Here is a 19,147-nt window from a genome sequence, read left to right on the forward strand (position 1 = left end):
GGACAGGAATATAATAGATACATAGTTGGTTACTTAAGTAATGAACTAAATATGTTTTGTATGAAAAAATACATAATGTCCGGTATTCCGGGGAGTGATAAAGATGGAATTAAAGAATGATTCTAACATACCAATCTATATCCAGATTGCAAATATGATAGAGGATCAGATATTGGAGAGGACCCTGGAGGAGGATGAGAAGGTTTATTCGACAAATGAACTTTCTGTCCTGCTGCATGTGAATCCGGCAACTGCCCGCAAGGGTCTTAACTTACTGGTTAATGAGGGAATTCTTTATAAGAAAAGAGGGGTAGGTATGTTTGTAAAAAAAGGGGCAGTTGAGATAATTAAATCAAAAAGGAAAACAAGTTTCTTCAATGAATATATCCCTGAAATAATCAGGGAGGCAAAAAAGCTTGAAATTGGTAAAGATGAGTTAATTGATATGATTAAATCCTGTGAAGGAGGGGGAGTAGATGATGAGTAACTGGATATTAAACGGGGTTACAAAAAAATTTGAGGATACAACAGCCATAAACAATATATCATTGGAAATTGAAGAAAATAAAATTTATGGGCTTATAGGAAGGAATGGTGCCGGCAAAACTACTTTATTAAAATTACTGGCCAACCAGCTTCAGCCTACAGAGGGAATTATTCAAAAGGGGAATGTTTCCATCAGAGGCAATGATGAACTGACCAGAAGTATTTGTCTGGCCAGGGATTCAATAAATATAAAAGGAGTAGCGGCATTTACTGTAGATAAAATCTTAAAGTTTGCCTCTTATATATACCCAAACTGGGATAATGACTACTGTGAAGAACTTATAAATAAATTTGACCTCAATCCTGATAAAAAATACATAAAGTTATCAAAAGGTATGCATACAGTAGTCGGTATAGTTATCGGGCTGGCCAGCCGGGCTTCACTGACTATGTTTGATGAGCCATATATTGGCCTTGATCCGGTCTTCAGGGAACTGTTTTATGAATTACTGATAGCTGATTATGAACAGTACAAAAGAACAATTATAATATCATCACACCTGATTAACGAATTTGAAAACCTTTTTGAACGGGTTTTAATAATTGACCGGGGAAGGGTATTGTTAAACGAAGAACTGGAAGAAATTAGAAAAAAGGCCAGATTAATTTCAGGGGAGAAGTCTGTAGTTGAGGAGATTTTAAAAGGCAAAAATATATTATATAAACAGGTTATAGGGAAACTGGCAAATTATACTGTCCTTGATGATTTTACAGAGAAAGAATTATATGAATATAAAAACAGAAACATTAAGTGGAGTTCTTTGGATCTTCAGAGGTTATTTGTTAACCTGTCAAAAGGGGGGCATATCAGTGAGCAACAATAAAAATATTAAGAAAGCCCTGTTTGAGGTTGAGAAAACGGCTTTATTTATTGTCCTTATGATTTTAACCATTAATTTAACGATAAATGGGTTGGTTGTGGTATTTGATGCTTCTACACCGACAGTTTATTTTAAAAGTCAATTATTTTTTAGTATTTTTATTTCTGGTTTTGTATATTTAATAATTTATGGTATAAACAATATTATAACTTCTTTACCATTTCTGGTAAGTTTAAATTGTCCGCGGAAAGTAGTGGCCAAAAACATAATCTTTACTGGATTGAAAAGGAGTTTTATTTTCACCCTGTTAATTTTATTTATAAAAGTAATTGTTTTTGGAAGGGTCATTACAGATTCCTATGCAGTAAGTGCCTTTGGGATGGATTTAACTTCCAACACTCCTGGAGATATATTTGTCATTGCTTTGCTTTTGTATGTAGCCCTGAATTTTATAAACAGTCTGATTACCTTGATTAGCCTGCTCGGAGTTAGATACGGATGGCAATATGCCTTATCAGTAATCTTTTTTGCCTTTGGTACCCTATTTATATTTTTTAAATCAATAGTTCTTCTGGTTATTTTTGGCTGGCAGTTAAATATGTTTATTTTATTAATGATTATCTTAATAACCCTGTTTTACTTATTAAATTACAGGCTGATAAAGAATTTTGAATATAAATACTAAAGAGGTGCTCAAGATGCCAAAAAGAATATATAAATATTTTATTTTTATCATGTCGCTTGTTTTCTTTGTTTTAAGTATCTACTATTTCCAGATGAATGTCTATGAGATAGGTTTAAAGCCATACAATAATCTAAAAAGTGATAGGATGACAGGTATAGAAGAGTTTTTACTTCATGTTGATAAAGCTTCTAAAGTAATTTTATTGCATAATGCAAAGATTGGGGGAGGTTATGTTGAGTTTAAAATAACGGGGGAGGATGGGCGTATAATTGACAAATATCGATTAAGTAGTAATAAATTGATAAACAGAGTTTATAACTTGAATAAAGGTATTTATCAATGTACCATTGAGAGGGATGTAAAAAACAGCAGGGAAAATTTCAGATTCTATTATGATAAAAGGTTAATTAGACATGAATATCTGAAAAGGGATTATACCACCTCTAACCGGTGAATTTTGCTATATTAGGATTAATTAAAGGAGATGTGATGACTTGAAAAAGTTTTTTATCATTTTATTAATGTTTGTTATAGTAGTAATATCGCTTCTTGTCTTTCAAAATGAACGCATGGCCAGTAGACTGAAGCCTCCTCTTGATGAACCATACCTGACTGATATTGAAGTAAGTAGAGTCAGGGAAATATATCGGGTTCAGACTACCCTGGGGAATCAGGTCTGGCCGGGTTTTGGTGACTTACATATACCGGTTTTATTGTATAATGACAGGTATTATTTTATATTTACAGAAGGAAAACCTTCTCTCTTGTGGAAACCAGTCAGTAGAAACAATGACCAGGAAATTACTTATTACCGTAACTTGGTGAAAAATCCACAGGCCTTTGCCGTAAAAATAGGTGACCAGTGGGCCGGTAGTTTTGGGACTCTTAAGAAAGCAAATAAAAGTTATTATCTTGGTATAAGGAGTCAACTCCCACCGGTATTAAAAAATCTTTTTCCATATCAGTTGGCGACTTTATCAGATGATTTTTATGTTGCGGCTATTATTCATGAAATGTTTCACGCCTTCCAGGCTGAACAGTTTCCCGGGAAATTCAGGAAAGCTGGGTATGTATATAATGTTATAAATAAATATCCCTACCATGATGAAAGTATTATTCAATTATGGAATAAAGAAGGAGAAATGTTAGCCCGGGCTTTAGAATCCAGTGATAAAAAGGAAATAGTTGCCTGTCTTTCTCAATTTATAAAGATCAGGGAAAAAAGAAGGCAGAAGCTTACCCCGGAATTGATTGAATTAGAAAAAAGAATTGAATGGCTGGAAGGCCTTGCTAAATATGCTGAAATGAAAGCATATGAGCTTGCTGCCGGTCAAGGCAGAGGAACAGGAATGATAAATTATAAAAAAGGCTTACCATACTGGCAGCAGGAAATAGGAAGATTGAAGAAATTGGGTGAAGTAAGTATGGGGGATGATTTTCGTTTTTATTTAAGTGGAATGGCCCAGGCACGTTTACTGGATAAACTAAAGTTAGATTGGAAAAAAGAAGTTATGAAAAATGACGTTTTTCTTGAAGATATAATCATAAACTATCTTTCAAAATTAAATTAAAGAAAGAGGGGGTTTCACGTGAATTGCCCTTTTTGTGCCATAAGCCACAAAGATTATATTGCAGAAAATGAATATGCTTTTGCCATTTATGATAAATACCCCGTTAATAAAGGTCATGCCCTTATTATCCCCAAAAGACATGTAGCCAGTTATTTTGATATAACTGAAAGGGAGAGGCAGGCTATCTTTAAACTGGTCGACAGGTGTAAAACTTTACTGGATGAGAAATTTAACCCCGATGGATACAATATCGGGATAAATGTTGGGAAATATGCTGGCCAGACGGTCATGCACCTCCATGTCCACTTAATCCCCAGGTATAAAGGGGATATTGATGACCCCACTGGAGGGGTTAGAGGGGTAATACCTGAAAAGAGGGTATATTAAAATTAACCCCCTGATCTTATCGGAGACAGGGGGTTAATTGTCTTGCGGGTCTTAATTTATATAATACTTTATTATAATAATCGAAGTAAAAAAATAATAATAATTAATTCAATTAAATATTTTTATATATTTAAAACAAATATATATATAATAACGAGAAAATATGATTATTTTAAAGTATACGTATTTTATATTTATCTCACCGGATAATATAGTTATTGACTAATTTTTCGAAATATTTTATACTTGTAATTGGAAACGTTAACGGTAACGTTGTCGGTAACGTTAACATATGTTGTTTTATAGTCTGGGAGGTATAAGTAATGCCTGTTACTATTAAGGATATAGCTAAAAAGGCTAATGTATCCGTGACAACTGTGTCCAGGGTCTTAAATAACAAACCCGATGTTAGTGAGAAAACTAAAAGTAAAATTCTAAAAATAATCAATGAGTTGGGCTATAATCCGAATGGAGTAGCCAGGGGACTGGTACTAAATAGGACACATACAATTGGACTAATTATCCCTGATATAAGAAACCCATTTTTTCCTGAAGTTGCCAGAGGTATTGAAGATAAGGCAAAAGAGTATGGTTACTCTGTTATTTATTGTAATACAGATAACAAGAAAGAGGAGGAAAAAAAGGCTGTTGAATTATTGTTAAATAAAAGGGTGGATGGAATTATTTTATCTCTTTCTATGAATAACAGAGATGAACTGGATAGAATAAAAAAGCAGGGTTGTCCCATTGTACAGATTGATAGGAAAGTTCCTGATGCCAATTACCCAACAGTTACAATTGATAATTTAATTTCAGCTTATAACGCTACTAAACATTTGATTAACCTGGGTCATAAATATATTGCTCATATTACCGGTAACCTGGATACTAAAACCGGTCAGGATCGTCTTAACGGTTATAAAAAGGCTATGCATGAGCGAGGTATACATATAAGTCAGGAATGGATTATAGAGGGTGATTATAGTAAAGAAAGCGGTTATAAAAATATGAAAAGAATCTTAAATTTAAAGAATAGACCAACCGGTATTTTTATTGCCAATGATTTAATGGCAATTGGTGCCTATAAAGCAGTATTTGAATCCAAATTAAATATACCTGAGGATATTTCCATAATTGGACATGATGATATTGAACTTGCTTCTCTGGTAAATCCTGAATTGACAACTATGGCTCAACCTAAATATGAAATGGGCAAACACGCTGCCAGGTTACTAATTCAGGAAATTGAGGGTTCAGACCAGGATAATAACCAAAACATTCTATTAAATACGGAACTTGTAGTCAGGGGTTCTACAGGGGGAGTTGGTTAATAATGACAAAGGAGATTCTTGTAATAGGTAGTTTAAACATGGATTTAATTGTCCAAACTGAAAAATACCCACGTAAAGGTGAAACAGTACCGGGAGAAAATTTTAAACAGGTACCTGGAGGTAAGGGTGCTAATCAGGCTTTAACTGCTGGTAAGCTGGGTGGTCAAGTAAGGTTTATTGGTTCCTGTGGGAAGGATGAGTATGGTACAACACTTTTAAATAATTTGAAAAATGGTGGAGTTATTGTAGACGACATTCTCAGGGTTGAAAAAAACACAGGTATTGCCATGATCACGATAGAAAAAGAGGGGTCTAACAGGATTATCTATGTTAAAGGGGCCAATGAATATGTTACACCTGATGTTGTAATGAAAATGGAAGATAGATTTAAAAAAGCATCAATTCTTTTGATTCAAATGGAGATTCCCCTGGAATCAGTTATTAAGGCTGTTGAATTGGCTAAAAAATATCAGATGAAAGTTATTCTTGATCCATCACCTGTACAGGGGCTCCCGGAAAAAATTTTTCCTCTTATAGATTATATACTACCAAATGAAATTGAATTGGATGAGTTAGTAAAAAATGGATGTCAAATTGAAGAAGAGAAAGCAAAGCACCTCCTGAAACTTGGCACAAATAATGTAATTGTAACAAAAGGGAAGAACGGGGTTTCCCATTATTATGAAGATAAGGTTGCAACATATGAAAGCTACCATGTTAAAGCGGTAGATACAACTGCTGCCGGTGATGCCTTTGCTGGATCATTAGCTTATGGTCTAAGCCAGGGATGGTCACTGGAAAAAACAATTAAATTTAGTAACCTGGTTGCTGCTAACTCTGTAACAAAACTGGGAGCCCAGAGCTCACTTCCTACATATCAAGAAGTTATGAAATTTGCGAAACATATAAAAAAAAATATATAGGTGAGGTGTCAAAACGGTGTATGAAAGTAGAACTGTAGGACAAAAAAAATTGGAACAGCTAAAACTACTTTTACCAGCACTAATTCCAGTCATATTATTTTCCTTAATCCCATTACTCAGGGGAATTTATCTGGGGTTTACTGATTATGTGCTGGGGTCAGATGTAAGTTTTAATGGTTTTGAAAATTACAAATATATGTTGACTGATACATATTTCTGGCAGTCTTTTAAAATAGGTTTTGTCTGGACAATAGCCGTAACAGCCGGGCAGATATTACTGGGGTTAGGTCTGGCCATGCTTTTAAACGGGGATGTGTTGTTCAGGTCCTGGGCCCGGGTACTTATACTTATTCCCTGGGCAATGCCGCCGGTTATCAGGGGTATTATGTGGAAATTCATGTATCACCCTGATACTGGAGCTATAAATTATTTTTTAATGAAATTAAATATAATTGACCAGCCTATAGATTTTCTTTTTAGTTTTGATTATGTAATTCCGGCTGTAATTATTGTTGGTATCTGGGGAGGTTTACCACAGGCAGCCATTACCTTACTTGCTGGTTTACAATCAATTTCAGATGATTATTATGAAGCAGCGTGTCTTGATGGGGCAAATGGCTGGCATACATTTCGGTATATAACCTTACCACTGTTAAGCCCAGTTATGACAGCAATAACAATTCTGAGATTTATTTGGAATTTTAATTCATTTGGATTGGTTTATGTACTTACCCAGGGAGGCCCAGCGGGTATGACCAGGATTCCAACCCTGTTGGCCTATGAAGAAGGATTCAGGTATGGTAATGTTGGTTATGCTGCAGCTCTGGGAAACGTAATGGTACTTGTAGTAGCAGTACTGATGTTTATGTATCTCAAAAGAAGAATGAGTAAGGAAGTTTAATAAGGGGGTGAAACAATATGAATCTAAATATTATTAAAAAAATTGGGAAGAATTTGATATTATTATGTTATTTAATATTTTTAGCATTTCCACTTTTCTGGATGGTTTCAATTTCTTTAAAACCAACATCAGAAATAAGATCCCTTGTTCCGAAGCTCTGGCCAGAAAATATAACCTTTCAGCATTACATTAATGCTTTTACCGAACAACGGATTATTGAAAGTATTTTTAATAGTGCTAAAGTGGGGATTCTAGCTACAATTGGGGTTATATTAATATCTATTCCTGCAGCATATGCCCTGGGTCGATATAAGACAAAAGTCAATAAAGGTGTTATAGCCTGGGTTATGGTATCTCAGTTATTTCCTGCTATATTAGTAATGATTCCTCTGTTTGTCGTTTTAATGAATATAGGTTTAATAGATTCACATATAGGTTTAACCATTTTATATGTTGTCTGGACACTACCCTTTGTCCTTATGATGTTAAAAGGATATGTACAGGGTATTCCTATAGAACTTGAAGAGGCAGCTGCTGTTGATGGGGCGACTAGATCACAGATTCTTTTTAAAGTTGTTATGCCCCTACTACTTCCGGGAATTGCTGCTACATCTATATTTGCTTTTATTTCAGCCTGGAATGAATTTTTCTTTGCACTTGTTTTGTTGAAATCTCCTGAACTTCTGACTCTACCGGTAAAACTGGCACGTTTTACTGGTATGGAGGGGATTGTTCGTCTCGGGCCTCTGGCTGCTGCATCATTTGTCGCCACAATCCCGGCCTTGATTCTTTTTGGTTTTTTACAGAAGTGGCTGGTTTCTGGACTAACAAGTGGTGCAGTTAAGTATTAAATAAATTTATAATATTAGAAAAAGGGGGACAAATTAACTGTGAAAAAACTATTACTTTTGTTAATGGTGGTTAGTTTATTGGCAGGGGTAGCTGCGACAGGGTTGGTTATGGCAAAAGAACCAATTGAAATTAAGTTTGTTAGTCTGGCCTGGCAAAAGCAATCTATTGAGGCTAATAAAGAAATTGTAGCTGAGTGGAATAGAACTCACCCTGATGTACAGGTAAAATATATTCAGGGGACATGGGGTTCAATCCATGATTATATGATTACTGCTTTTGAAACAGGTTCTGTACCTGATGTTTTTCACTATGAATCTGCTGCGATAGTGGGTTTTGCCCAAAAGGGGTATCTGGCAGAACTTAATTCATTAATGTCTGAAGATTTAAAGAATGACATACTTGATGAAGCCTGGAAGACTACCCAGCTTGAAAATGGTAAAATCTATGGTGTACCATTCCTGTGGGAATCTCAGATTACATTATATAACAAAGCCCTGTTTAAAGAAGCCGGGATTACTCCACCAACTATTGATAATCCATGGACCTGGGAAGACTTAAGAGAAGCTGCTAAAAAGCTGACCAAAGATACTGATAATGACGGTGAAATTGATCAATGGGGTGTTGGTTTAGGTTTAAAAAGTCCGGCTAAAAAAATGCTCAGATTATCTGTGGGCTTTGGTGGAAAGTTCTTTAAAAAGGAAAATGGTGAATATCATGTTGAGGTAGGGGAAGCAGAAAAGAAATTGTTAAAACAGTTTTATGCTATGCTCTATGAAGATAAAACAGCTCCTCTATCAGGTATAGGTCAATCAGGTAGTAGTATGATTCCTGGTTTTCTTGCCGGTAAATATGCAATGGTACCCAGTGTTGGTGTCTGGGCCAGGCAGCAGGTTGTTGTTAATGCCCCTGAAAATTTTGAATGGGGAGTAATTCCCCCAATTAAGGCCAAAACTCAGGCCCAGGGTGTTGGTACCCAGACTTTAAGTATTCCATCTGCATCTAAATATAAAAAAGAAGCCATGGAATTTATTGAATTTTTCTTGAACACCAGGAATATGGCAAGACTGGCAAAAGGAGACTGGATGCTTCCTACCAGAAAATCAACTATGAATTTACCTATGTTCCAGACCGATGAAAATGGCTGGAAGGTTGCCATGAATTCAGCTAAGTGTCTTGAAGCAGGTCCCTGGCAAAATATACCAGGATTTCCTGAATGGAAAAACAGGGTTGGTAATCCAGTTATTCAGCTATACTTAAAAGATAAAATATCATTAGAAGATGCTGCTAAAAGGCTAGAGAGAGAAGGAAACAGGATCCTGCAACGTTATAAATAAAGGAGATTGAAATAATCTATGACAGTAAAAAAAGACAAAGCTCTGGGAGCTTTGGTTGGTCTGGCCGTGGGTGATGCCCTCGGCCAGCCGACTGAAGGAAAAACATGTAATGAGATAAAGGAAAAATGGGGAAGGATTACAGACTTTTTAGACGATACTCCAGCTGTTAGTGATGATACAGAGTATGCTTTATTTAATGCAAGGTTACTTCTGGATTATGGTGAACATCTTGATACTGATAAAATTACAGATGCCTGGGTTAAGGAAATAGCTTCCCAGCACGGGGGATTTAAGGGCGCTGGATTCAGTGAGATGGCAACAATAGAGAATTTAAGAAATGGGCTTCGCCCACCTGATTCAGGTAAACACATTCATAGCTGGAGTGATGGACTGGCCATGAGGGTGGCACCCTTCGGTATTGTTGCCGCAGGTGATCCTGAACTGGCTGCCCGTTTGGCCAGGATGGATGGGGAAGTTAGTCATGCCGGGGAAGGTATATATGCCGGAATGCTGGTTGCAGCAACCATTTCTCTGGCAATGACAGAAAAGGATAAGGAAATAATATTTAATACTTCTTTAAATATGATACCTTCTGACTCATGGACGTACAGGGCTGTCTGCCGTGGAATTAATATTGGTCAAAAGTATTCAAATATCTGGGAAGTTCTTGAACCACTGTATAAAGAGACCGTTTTTGATTGTTACCCCTGGGCTGATTTAGCACCAGAGGCTTTAGGTTTAACGTATGGCATCCTGACTGTAGCTGATTTTAATTTTGTTGATTCTGTAGTAGGCGGGGTTAATATCGGGAGGGATACCGATACTAATGCTGCCATTGCCGGGGCTATTGCCGGTGCCTATAATGGCATAGATGTAATACCCCAAAAATGGCAAGGGGTAATTAAACCGAGTGAAGGTAGGTGCATTCATACAGTAGAAGGAATGGTAATAGATGATATTGCTTTAAAACTGTCTGAACTGGGTGATAAATGGGGGGCCGCTTTATGAAATTGATAGAAAAAAATGCTAAAGGAATAATGATGGGACTGGCAATAGGAGATGCTGTTGGTTGGCCGGCTATGTTTCAGCGGTCCCACCTTTTACCCGGCTGGACCAGAAGACTTCGTCGGGAAATAGAGGATGAAGCTGAAAAATATAATATTATTCGTCCATCAGTACCATTTTCATTAAACCGGCCGCCACAAAAATTCGAAATTTCACCGGGTGATGATACAGAATGGGTATCTTTTACTGCAAAAATGATAATAGAGAGTGAGGGGAAGTGCGACCGGGGTTTTGTTATAAATAAATGGAAGAATTTAATGGAGAATAAGGACATGGTTAAGGGGAGTATGAGCGTGATGGGGGCATTAACTAATATTGAAAGAGGTAAATATCCACCAGTATCTGGCCATGACAACCCTCATTTTTTTGATGATGCTGCCTGTGTCAGGTCAATACCATTTGGTATTGCCTTTGCCGGTAAGCCTGAATTAGCTGCAGAAAAAACTGTTGTTGATGCTGAAGTCACCAATTCTGAAGATGGACTGTGGGCAGCCCGGGCAATGGCAGCTGCTACTGCTGTTGTAGCTGCCGGTGGTTCCTGTGATGAGGTATTAAATGAAGCACTTAGCTTATTACCCAGAAAGAGCTGGATTAGGCGAAAAGTTACAGAGGCCCTTAGTCTTGTCAGAAGAAGGTCTATTTTTGCTGCTATTCCTTTGCTCGCTGACAGGGTAACCGGTAGCATTTATAGTTATGGTACGGCAGCACCTGAAACCCTGGCTTTAACCCTTGCAATTTATAGTAAAAGCAAAGAAGATTACATTAAGGGAATTATGGCAGCAAACTGTATAGCCCGGACTGCTGATTCTGTTCCTGCTTTAGTAGGAGCCTTATCAACCGGTCTTGCTGGAGGGGAAAATATACCGGATAGCTGGTTAAACAGTATTAATAAATTGCGAGGTATATGTATTCCTTCATTAAAAGATACTGATTATATTGAAATCATTAATGATTTAATTGAGATAGTTAAATCGATGGATTAATATGTATAATTGTATAATAAGTAAGGAGTGCTGTCTATATGAAAATAACCTGGATTAAACCGGAAGATAAAATAGAATATGAGTTAGAGCAGTCCCGCCAGGAAGGAAAAGATATTTCTACAATACAAAATAAATGGAAAATATTAAAAGAGGAAATATCTGATACTAAACTATTAAGACAAAAAGCCCTTAATTTATTAGATGAAATTGACTCCCTTCCTTATGAAACAGATCTGTATAAAGAAGAACCTGTAAGATTGATTGAAATTAAGGAAAAGAGTAAACAGTTAGATTATAGTAATAGGCTTTCCCTGGATGAAGAAGAGTTATTTGATAAAATTCTTGGTGGATGGCTCGGTAGAACTGCCGGCTGCCTTCTGGGAAAACCTGTCGAAAAAATAACACGTTACGGTATAAGGGAAATACTAGAATCAATAGATAGCTGGCCTCTTAATGATTATTTTACTGCCTGTGGCGTACCTGATGAGTTGCTCACTAAATATCCCTGGAACAGACATGGTGGTAAAGAAAGCCTGAAGGAAAACATAGTTTGTATGCCTGAAGATGATGATTTAAATTATACCATGTTAAATCTCCATATCGCAGAAACATATGGATTTGATTTTACCGTTGATAATATTGCAGAGGCCTGGTTGCATAGTTTACCAGTTATGACTGTTTTTACAGCAGAAAGAGTAGCTTATTTTAATTGCCTGAATCTAATTAATCCTGCAGAGGTAGCCACTCATCATAACCCTTACCGGGAGTGGATTGGTGCCCAGATCAGAGCTGATCTGTGGGGCTGGATGGCTGCCGGAAACCCGGTAAAAGCAGCTGAACTGGCCTATAGAGATGGCTCTTTTACCCATGTTAAGAATGGGGTTTATGGTGAAATGTTTGTTGCAGCTACCATAGCTGCTTCATTTTTAACAGACAATCCTCTGGATGCTGTTAAAATGGGATTAGCTGTAATACCACAGAAAAGCCGTCTTGCAAGGGCGATTCGTTTTGCTATAAATTTACCCCGGAAAACAGAAGACTGGGGAGAAGCAGTAGATATTTTATATAAAAAATACGGTCACTATCACTGGGTACATACAATAAATAATGCTGCTTTACTTACTGCTGCTATAGTATACGGCAAAGGTAATTATGAAAAAACAATTTGTTTAGCTGTTATGGGGGGTTGGGATACGGATTGTAATGGAGCTACCGTTGGTTCTATATTAGGCACCCTTCTGGGAGCTAAACGTCTTCCGGATAAATGGATTAAACCCCTAAATAATAGAATCCGCAGTAGCCTTAAGGGTTTTGATAATGTCAGAATAGATGAACTGGCTAAGAGAACATTTAACTTAGTTGATCAATAATAAAAGATAAGGGTAGGTGTTGTTTCTAATGTTTAATATAAATGAATTTAAAAAAGATGATGATTTAAAATTTGATCGTGCCCTTGGAGCTATGATAGGACTGGCTATCGGAGATTCCTTCGGGGATGCCTCCAGAACTGAAAAAAACCATAAACGTTTTGGTATAACCATGGATTTTGATGAGGGTGCCTCCTGGAGTACAGATGATACAGAATTTGCCCTGTTGACAGCTCATACCTTAATAGAAGTACAGGGAAATTTAACTATAGAATCAGTAAAAGAGTCGTGGCAGAAATATGTCATTCCCCAGGATGAATTATATCGTGGCGGTTCAAGTGAAATTGAGGCAGCAGTTAATATTAAAAGGGGTATAAACCCACCCGAATCTGGAAGGTTCAATGCTTATAATATTAGTGATGGTGCCGCCATGAGGGTAACCCCAATTGGAATTGTTTGTGCTGGTGATCCAGAAAAAGCTGCCAGAATGGCAGAAGTTGATGCCTGTATTAGTCACTGGCGTGATGGAATCTGGGGTGCTCAGGCAGTAGCTGCTGCTATAGCTATGGCAATGGTTGGTGCTTCAGTTGATGAAATTATATCAGCTGCCTATAAGGTTATTCCCGAAGACTCCTGGTTTAAATATGCGTTTAAAAAAGCCCTTAGAATTGTTGAAAGTTCTAATTCGATAGAAGAAGCATGGACCCCACTCCATACTGAACTCTGGTCAACTTATAAAGCTGCAGTTCCTGAAGCTATTTCCCAGGCCTTTGCCTTATTTAAGCTTTCAGAAGGTGATTTTCGTAAAGGTGTCATTTATGCCGGTAACTTTGGCCGTGACGCAGATACAATAGGAGCTATTGTTGGAGCCTTAAATGGAGCCTTAAATGGGGCGGAGGAAATTCCGGAAAGATGGAAAGAAAAAACACGCTATCCAACAGGAACCTGTTTAGCCTTTACAGAAGGAATGGATGTTGTCAAGATCTCTAAAAAGCTTGCTGAATTAATTTAATATTTAACCGGGGGTTTTTTCTGTGTCAATATGGAACCTGCGAAAGGAAATTCTTTATCCACCTGTAGATGATATGACAGAAGTGGCAACATTTCTTAATGGACTCAATCTTGAACTGGAAGAAAGGCTTGATTGTATTCTCGTCCTTAGAATAAATAACAGGGTTGTTGGTACCGGGGGCCTGGATGGGAACATTTTGAAATGTGTGGGGGTGGACCCTGAGTTTCAGAATCAGGGTCTTTTAAATACTATTGTAAGTGAGTTGAAACATATATTGTACAGAAAAGGGTATAATAGTCTTTTTGTTTATACCCCGGAACACCAGGTTGTAAGATATAAGAATCTCGGGTTTGTTGAAATTGAATCAGTTGGGGATTATCCCGTTTTAATGGAAGATAGTATGGAGGGGTTTAATGGTTTTATACGTAGTTTAAAGAAAAAAACACAGAGAATTAATTTAGATTTAAAAAAAATAGAAGTGGCATCCCTTGTTATGAACTGTAATCCCTTTACTAAAGGACACCTCTATTTGATTGAAAAAGCAGCCAGGGAACGTGATATTGTTTTTATCTTTTTGTTGACAGAAGATCGTTCCCTTTTTCCTGCTAACATTAGATATGAACTGGTAAAAAAGGGTACTAAACACCTTGATAATGTTATTGTTTTCAGGGGAGGGGATTATATATTATCTTATACTACTTTTCCTGATTATTTTATAGGTTCCCAGAGAGGTGAAGAAAAAGCCAGGCGGTATGCAGAACTTGATGCCAGAATATTTGCCCGACATATTGCCCCTGCCCTTAACATTAACCACCGTTATGTGGGGAGTGAACCTTACTCATCTATAACTGCGATTTACAATCAGGTTTTGAAAAAGGTCCTCCCATTATATGGTATTAGTTTATGTGAAGTGAAAAGGAAAAACTATAAAGGACAGCCTATAAGTGCTTCACGTGTAAGGAGGTATCTGGGAGAAGGCAATTATAAAAAAGTAAGGGATCTGGTACCAGAGGTAACCTATAAATTTTTACAGAGTCCTGGAGCCCAAAAAATTGTTGATTACCTCCAAAATAAGTTCAGGGGGGATAAAAATGGAAATTAAGAGAACTGCAAGTGCCGGAACAATGGAATCATCAGATATAATGATAACTGTAAAACCGTCAAATAATGGTATAAAAATTGAACTTAAAAGTGATGTAGAAAAACAATTTGGGAATCAGGTCAAAAAAATTATTAAAAATACTATAGAGGGGATGGGGGTAAAAAATGTGTATATTCGTGCTCAGGATAGAGGAGCACTGGATTATGCAATAAAGGCAAGAACCAGGACAGCCCTGGAGAGGGCCAGCAAGGGGGCTGAAGAGATTGAAAAATAAATTAAGAAGAAGTATGCTCTATATTCCGGCCAATAATCCAGGTATGATCCAGGATGCTTTCATTTATGGTGCAGATGCTATATTGTTTGATCTTGAGGACTCTATTACTCTGACAGAAAAGGATGCTGCCCGTTATCTCCTCTGTAATGCCCTTCAAGAACTGGATTTTGGTCAGGCAGAGATTGTGGTCAGAATTAACCCCCTTAATACAGAATATGGCAGGAATGATTTAGAAGTAATAGTACCGGCAAAACCTGATGCTATCAGGGTACCAAAGGTTGAAACAGGTGAGCAAATAAAAAAGATAGATAGTTTATTAGGGAAATTAGAAAGAAAAGCCGGGATAACTCGGGGTAGTATAGAAATTATGGCTATGATAGAGACAGCACGGGGTGTTTTAAATGCCCGGGAAATTGCCAAGGCTTCTCCAAGAATTACTGCGTTGAACCTGGGAGCGGAAGACCTGACTGCAGATCTGGGTGTCAGGAGAAGTGATGAGGGAATTGAATTATTATATGCACGTTCTCAGATTATTTATGCAGCTGCAGAGAACGGAATTGATATTATTGATACCGTATATAGTGATGTTGAGAATATTACTGGTTTAAAAGAGGAAGCTATCATGAGTAAAAGACTGGGGTTTACAGGCAAATCTGTAATTCACCCCAAACAAATAGAAATTGTTAATAGTGTATTTACCCCTTCCACAGAGGAAATAAAGGAAGCAGAAAAAATTGTAAAACGGGCACTTGAAGCAGAAAAAAGGGGGTTTGGTGTGGTGACTGTTGATGGAAAAATGGTTGATATACCTGTTATAGAGCGGGCTAAAAAGCTGCTTGACCGGGTAGAATCAATAAGGAGGGCTAGTAATTGAGGGAGAATACAATTCCTGAAAGGGTAGGTTCATTTAAAAATCTTCGTTCCTATAGTTATATAAAGCCAGAAAGGAAAAGTAAAATTATTGGTAGTTTAGAGGAAGCAGTAAATAAGGTTAACCTCAGGGATGGTATGACAGTTTCTTTTCACCATCATTTTCGTGACGGGGATCTAATATTAAATCAGGTTATGGATATTATTGCAGACAAAGGTGTGAAAAATCTTACCCTGGCTGCTACTTCTCTGAGAAAAAACCACGATGAAATAATTAAACACATTAAAAGTGGAGTTATTAAAAAGATATATACTTCTGGTCTAAGGGGGAAATTGGGTGAAGAAATTTGCCGGGGACTTATGGATGAACCTGTTGTTATTTATTCTCATGGTGGTAGGGCGGGTGCTATAGAGAGTGGTAATTTAAAGATTGATGTTGCCTTTATTGCTACTCCTGCAGCAGACAGGTGGGGTAATGCAAATGGAGTGGAAGGCACCTCTAACTGTGGCTCCCTTGGTTATACCATGGTTGATGCTAAGTATGCTGAAAAAGTTGTAGTAATAACTGATAATTTAATTGAGTTTCCACCAGAACATATTTCAATATCACAAGAGAATGTTGACTGCGTGGTTGAGGTTGATAAAGTAGGAAATAGTGATAGAATTGAAACAGGTTCTCTAAGAAAGGTTTCCAGGCCTAAGGATTTGTATATTGCCAAAAACGTTGCCAGGGTAATAAGTAATATCAAGTATTTTCAGAATGGATTTTCGCTCCAGACAGGGTCAGGGGGGATCTCCCTGGCAGTTACTGATTTTATACAGGAGTTAATGCAGGAAAGAGACATTAAAGGTAGCTTTATCCTGGGGGGGATTACCGGGGCACACACAGATTTACTAAAGAAAGGTTTATTTAAAAAAATATTTGATACCCAGACCTTTGATCTACAGGCAGTAAAATCACTTAGAGAAAACAGAAACCATATGGAAATAGATGCATCATTATACGCTAGCGCTTTTAATAAAGGTTCACTGGTTAATAATCTCGATTTTGTTGTGCTCAGTGCCCTTGAGGTAGATACTGATTTCAATGTAAATGTGTTAACCGGTTCAGATGGATTTTTCCGCGGGGCATCAGGGGGACATTGTGATACAGCTTATGGTTCTAAAGTAACAATTGTGGTTGCCCCATCAGTCAGGGGAAGAATTCCAACGATTCGTGATAAAGTAACTAACATTGTTACCCCCGGGAAAACAGTAGACGTAGTTGTTACTGAAAGGGGTATATGTGTTAACCCTGAACGTGAGGATATACTTAAAGATTTAAAGAATGTAAAGGATATAGAACTAATTGATATCCATGAATTAAAAGATAAAGTAGAATCTCTGACCGGCAAACCTGAACCACCTTTATATGATGAAAAGATTACTGGCTTGATACAGTACCGGGATGGGACTATAATAGATGTAGTTAGAAAAATCTCTGACAGATATTAGGATTAAAAAGGGGTTATACTAATGGAGGAATTATTAAAAGGTAGAGAGGATAGAGTTAGACAACGTAATAATTTTATCAAATCATTTAAATATAAAGACCCAGTTTCTTTTGTATCATTAACAGTTAATATTCCTGGCAGGAATAAATTAACTCAATTTGCCAGAGATTTATTTATAGAAGCCCTAAACAGTCTGCGGTTACATTTATTTATTAAGGGAATTACAAACTGCCAGAAAAAAATTATAAAAAATAAAGCCGGTTGGACTGGTTTTGTGGCTGTTCCCATTGAGCCTGAAAAATTGAAAAAAATATGTATCTCTATTGAGAAAAACCATTTTATAGGTAGGTTATTTGATTTAGATGTATTTGATATAAAAAACCGGTATTATTCAAGAAAAGATTGTGGGCTATCTGATAGAAGGTGTTTTTTATGTGACCGGCCTGCTAAGGAATGTATCAGGGTAGGAAGGCACGATTATAGGGAGATTGAATTTAAATTAAGTAAGTTAGAAAAATATTTTTATAAAATGAAATTAAAAAGAGAAGATAATTTTACTAAAGTAATAGGTAATCTCGCTTTTGAAGCTATAATGAAGGAGTTAATGGTTACTCCAAAACCTGGGTTAGTTGATGCCCAGAGTAGTGGTAGCCATAAAGATATGAATTTTGATTTGATGGTAAAAAGTGCGGAGAGTCTTAAACCGTTTTTCTCTAAGTTTGCCATGTTAGGCATTAAACTGGGAAGACATAGTAAAAACCCACTTACTCGACTAAAAGAGGTTGGACTTGAAGCAGAAGAAAAAATGTTTTCAGTTACAAACGGAATTAACACCCACAAGGGTGTTATTTTTTCTCTCGGACTGTTAACAGCAGCAACAGGCTATTTTTATAAAAAAATAATATTTAGTGATTATGATTTAGCAGAGAATTTGTGTCACATAGTTTCTGACTGGGTCAGTGGTATTTCTGAAAAAGAACTTAAAAAGAATCAAAATGAAGGAAATACTCACGGGCAGGTCGTGTATAATGAATATGGATTTAAGGGGGCCAGGGGTGAAGCTGAAGATGGGTTTCCCAATATTATAAATGTAGGTATACCAGCATATCGCAGGGCAATAAAGAGTAATCTGAGTGAAGAGCTGGCGGTTCTATCTGTATTAATAAATCTAATGGCCCATGTAAATGATACTAATATTCTTTATAGATCGGGATTAGATACATTAAATGAAGTTAAAAGCCTGTCTAGAGAGATAATTTTTTCCGGTGGGGTGGGTACACCAGAAGGCTGGGAAAGATACAAAAAACTTATTAACTTTGTAGAGAAAAAGAAAGTTAGTCCAGGAGGATCTGCTGATTTACTTATATTGACTATATTTCTTAATGAGCTTGAAGAAAAGAAGAGTTTAATATTCACCACTAGTTGATTAAGTTATGTGTCGATTACAGAACTAATAATAATATTTAACAATATAATAAAAATATTTCATTCCAGAAAAGAAAAAAATATGGTAAAGTTAATAACAAACAAATGTTAGAATACTAACTATTATTATTGTTTATTTAAATACCTGCTGACAGATTTAAAAGGAATTAAAATAAATAACCACTTTAATTTGAATTAATTAAAT

Annotated in this window: 20 protein-coding genes; all 20 read left to right on the top strand. The window is 36.7% G+C overall.

Annotation, left to right across the window (positions count from 1 at the left end; all coding sequences use genetic code 11):
• Positions 1-103 precede the first annotated feature (103 nt).
• The 20 genes from HORE_RS02400 to citX all read left to right on the top strand — a co-directional run bounded on the left by HORE_RS02400 (position 104) and on the right by citX (position 18,943).
• The gene (locus HORE_RS02400; RefSeq protein ID WP_012635397.1) at positions 104-487 is read left to right on the top strand and encodes a GntR family transcriptional regulator; all 384 of its coding nucleotides are present in this window, start codon (positions 104-106) and stop codon (positions 485-487) included.
• Positions 477-1,370, top strand: coding sequence for an ATP-binding cassette domain-containing protein (locus tag HORE_RS02405; RefSeq protein WP_012635398.1), 894 nt, complete (start codon positions 477-479; stop codon positions 1,368-1,370). Before HORE_RS02400 ends, HORE_RS02405 begins: the two co-directional genes overlap by 11 nt.
• On the top strand, positions 1,357-2,052 hold the full coding sequence (locus HORE_RS02410) for a hypothetical protein (RefSeq protein ID WP_012635399.1): 696 nt from the start codon (positions 1,357-1,359) through the stop codon (positions 2,050-2,052). The genes HORE_RS02405 and HORE_RS02410 overlap by 14 nt, the downstream gene beginning before the upstream one ends.
• A 13-nt stretch (positions 2,053-2,065) precedes the next feature.
• Positions 2,066-2,506, top strand: coding sequence for a hypothetical protein (locus tag HORE_RS02415; RefSeq protein WP_012635400.1), 441 nt, complete (start codon positions 2,066-2,068; stop codon positions 2,504-2,506).
• Positions 2,507-2,546: 40 nt separating this feature from the next.
• Entirely contained in the window at positions 2,547-3,623 is a 1,077-nt protein-coding gene (locus HORE_RS02420; protein WP_012635401.1) for a hypothetical protein, read from the top strand.
• Between the two features lie 18 nt (positions 3,624-3,641).
• Complete coding sequence (locus HORE_RS02425; RefSeq protein WP_012635402.1) at positions 3,642-4,010, top strand: HIT family protein; 369 nt, start codon at positions 3,642-3,644, stop codon at positions 4,008-4,010.
• A gap of 323 nt (positions 4,011-4,333) precedes the next feature.
• Entirely contained in the window at positions 4,334-5,341 is a 1,008-nt protein-coding gene (locus HORE_RS02430; RefSeq protein WP_012635403.1) for a LacI family DNA-binding transcriptional regulator, read from the top strand.
• Positions 5,342-5,343: 2 nt separating this feature from the next.
• Entirely contained in the window at positions 5,344-6,264 is a 921-nt protein-coding gene (gene rbsK, locus HORE_RS02435; protein WP_012635404.1) for a ribokinase, read from the top strand.
• A gap of 16 nt (positions 6,265-6,280) precedes the next feature.
• A complete protein-coding gene (locus tag HORE_RS02440; RefSeq protein ID WP_012635405.1) occupies positions 6,281-7,165 on the top strand; it encodes a carbohydrate ABC transporter permease in 885 nt (294 codons plus the stop codon).
• Positions 7,166-7,182: 17 nt separating this feature from the next.
• Positions 7,183-8,016 carry a carbohydrate ABC transporter permease gene (locus tag HORE_RS02445; protein ID WP_012635406.1) on the top strand — a complete coding sequence of 278 codons (834 nt, stop codon included), beginning with the start codon at positions 7,183-7,185 and terminating at the stop codon, positions 8,014-8,016.
• 39 nt (positions 8,017-8,055) lie between these two features.
• Positions 8,056-9,351: an ABC transporter substrate-binding protein gene (locus HORE_RS02450; protein ID WP_012635407.1), complete on the top strand. Its 1,296-nt coding sequence runs from the start codon at positions 8,056-8,058 to the stop codon at positions 9,349-9,351.
• Positions 9,352-9,369: 18 nt separating this feature from the next.
• On the top strand, positions 9,370-10,359 hold the full coding sequence (locus HORE_RS02455) for an ADP-ribosylglycohydrolase family protein (RefSeq protein ID WP_012635408.1): 990 nt from the start codon (positions 9,370-9,372) through the stop codon (positions 10,357-10,359).
• Entirely contained in the window at positions 10,356-11,399 is a 1,044-nt protein-coding gene (locus HORE_RS02460; protein WP_012635409.1) for an ADP-ribosylglycohydrolase family protein, read from the top strand. Before HORE_RS02455 ends, HORE_RS02460 begins: the two co-directional genes overlap by 4 nt.
• 38 nt (positions 11,400-11,437) lie before the next feature.
• A complete protein-coding gene (locus HORE_RS02465) occupies positions 11,438-12,769 on the top strand; it encodes an ADP-ribosylglycohydrolase family protein (protein WP_012635410.1) in 1,332 nt (443 codons plus the stop codon).
• A 28-nt stretch (positions 12,770-12,797) separates the two neighbouring features.
• Positions 12,798-13,778, top strand: coding sequence for an ADP-ribosylglycohydrolase family protein (locus HORE_RS02470; protein ID WP_012635411.1), 981 nt, complete (start codon positions 12,798-12,800; stop codon positions 13,776-13,778).
• A gap of 22 nt (positions 13,779-13,800) precedes the next feature.
• The gene (citC, locus tag HORE_RS02475) at positions 13,801-14,880 is read left to right on the top strand and encodes a [citrate (pro-3S)-lyase] ligase (protein ID WP_012635412.1); all 1,080 of its coding nucleotides are present in this window, start codon (positions 13,801-13,803) and stop codon (positions 14,878-14,880) included.
• Positions 14,870-15,154, top strand: coding sequence for a citrate lyase acyl carrier protein (gene citD, locus HORE_RS02480; RefSeq protein WP_012635413.1), 285 nt, complete (start codon positions 14,870-14,872; stop codon positions 15,152-15,154). Before citC ends, citD begins: the two co-directional genes overlap by 11 nt.
• Positions 15,144-16,028, top strand: a complete 885-nt coding sequence (locus HORE_RS02485) for an HpcH/HpaI aldolase/citrate lyase family protein (RefSeq protein WP_012635414.1) — start codon at positions 15,144-15,146, stop codon at positions 16,026-16,028. The genes citD and HORE_RS02485 overlap by 11 nt, the downstream gene beginning before the upstream one ends.
• Positions 16,025-17,518: a citrate lyase subunit alpha gene (gene citF / locus HORE_RS02490; protein ID WP_012635415.1), complete on the top strand. Its 1,494-nt coding sequence runs from the start codon at positions 16,025-16,027 to the stop codon at positions 17,516-17,518. Before HORE_RS02485 ends, citF begins: the two co-directional genes overlap by 4 nt.
• A 21-nt stretch (positions 17,519-17,539) precedes the next feature.
• Positions 17,540-18,943 carry a citrate lyase holo-[acyl-carrier protein] synthase gene (gene citX / locus HORE_RS02495; protein ID WP_012635416.1) on the top strand — a complete coding sequence of 468 codons (1,404 nt, stop codon included), beginning with the start codon at positions 17,540-17,542 and terminating at the stop codon, positions 18,941-18,943.
• The last annotated feature ends 204 nt before the right edge of the window (positions 18,944-19,147 follow it).

Origin of the sequence: Halothermothrix orenii H 168, from assembly GCF_000020485.1 — a bacterium.
GTDB lineage: Bacteria > Bacillota > Halanaerobiia > Halanaerobiales > Halothermotrichaceae > Halothermothrix > Halothermothrix orenii.

Bases quoted from the DNA above. Each gene is read 5' to 3' on its own strand.
- citX (WP_012635416.1), top strand. From the start codon at position 17,540: ATGGAGGAATTATTAAAAGGTAGAGAGGATAGAGTTAGACAACGTAAT.
- HORE_RS02445 (WP_012635406.1), top strand. From the start codon at position 7,183: ATGAATCTAAATATTATTAAAAAAATTGGGAAGAATTTGATATTATTA.
- HORE_RS02460 (WP_012635409.1), top strand. From the start codon at position 10,356: ATGAAATTGATAGAAAAAAATGCTAAAGGAATAATGATGGGACTGGCA.
- HORE_RS02455 (WP_012635408.1), top strand. From the start codon at position 9,370: ATGACAGTAAAAAAAGACAAAGCTCTGGGAGCTTTGGTTGGTCTGGCC.
- HORE_RS02430 (WP_012635403.1), top strand. From the start codon at position 4,334: ATGCCTGTTACTATTAAGGATATAGCTAAAAAGGCTAATGTATCCGTG.
- HORE_RS02465 (WP_012635410.1), top strand. From the start codon at position 11,438: ATGAAAATAACCTGGATTAAACCGGAAGATAAAATAGAATATGAGTTA.
- rbsK (WP_012635404.1), top strand. From the start codon at position 5,344: ATGACAAAGGAGATTCTTGTAATAGGTAGTTTAAACATGGATTTAATT.
- HORE_RS02405 (WP_012635398.1), top strand. From the start codon at position 477: ATGATGAGTAACTGGATATTAAACGGGGTTACAAAAAAATTTGAGGAT.
- HORE_RS02470 (WP_012635411.1), top strand. From the start codon at position 12,798: ATGTTTAATATAAATGAATTTAAAAAAGATGATGATTTAAAATTTGAT.
- HORE_RS02415 (WP_012635400.1), top strand. From the start codon at position 2,066: ATGCCAAAAAGAATATATAAATATTTTATTTTTATCATGTCGCTTGTT.
- HORE_RS02400 (WP_012635397.1), top strand. From the start codon at position 104: ATGGAATTAAAGAATGATTCTAACATACCAATCTATATCCAGATTGCA.
- citD (WP_012635413.1), top strand. From the start codon at position 14,870: ATGGAAATTAAGAGAACTGCAAGTGCCGGAACAATGGAATCATCAGAT.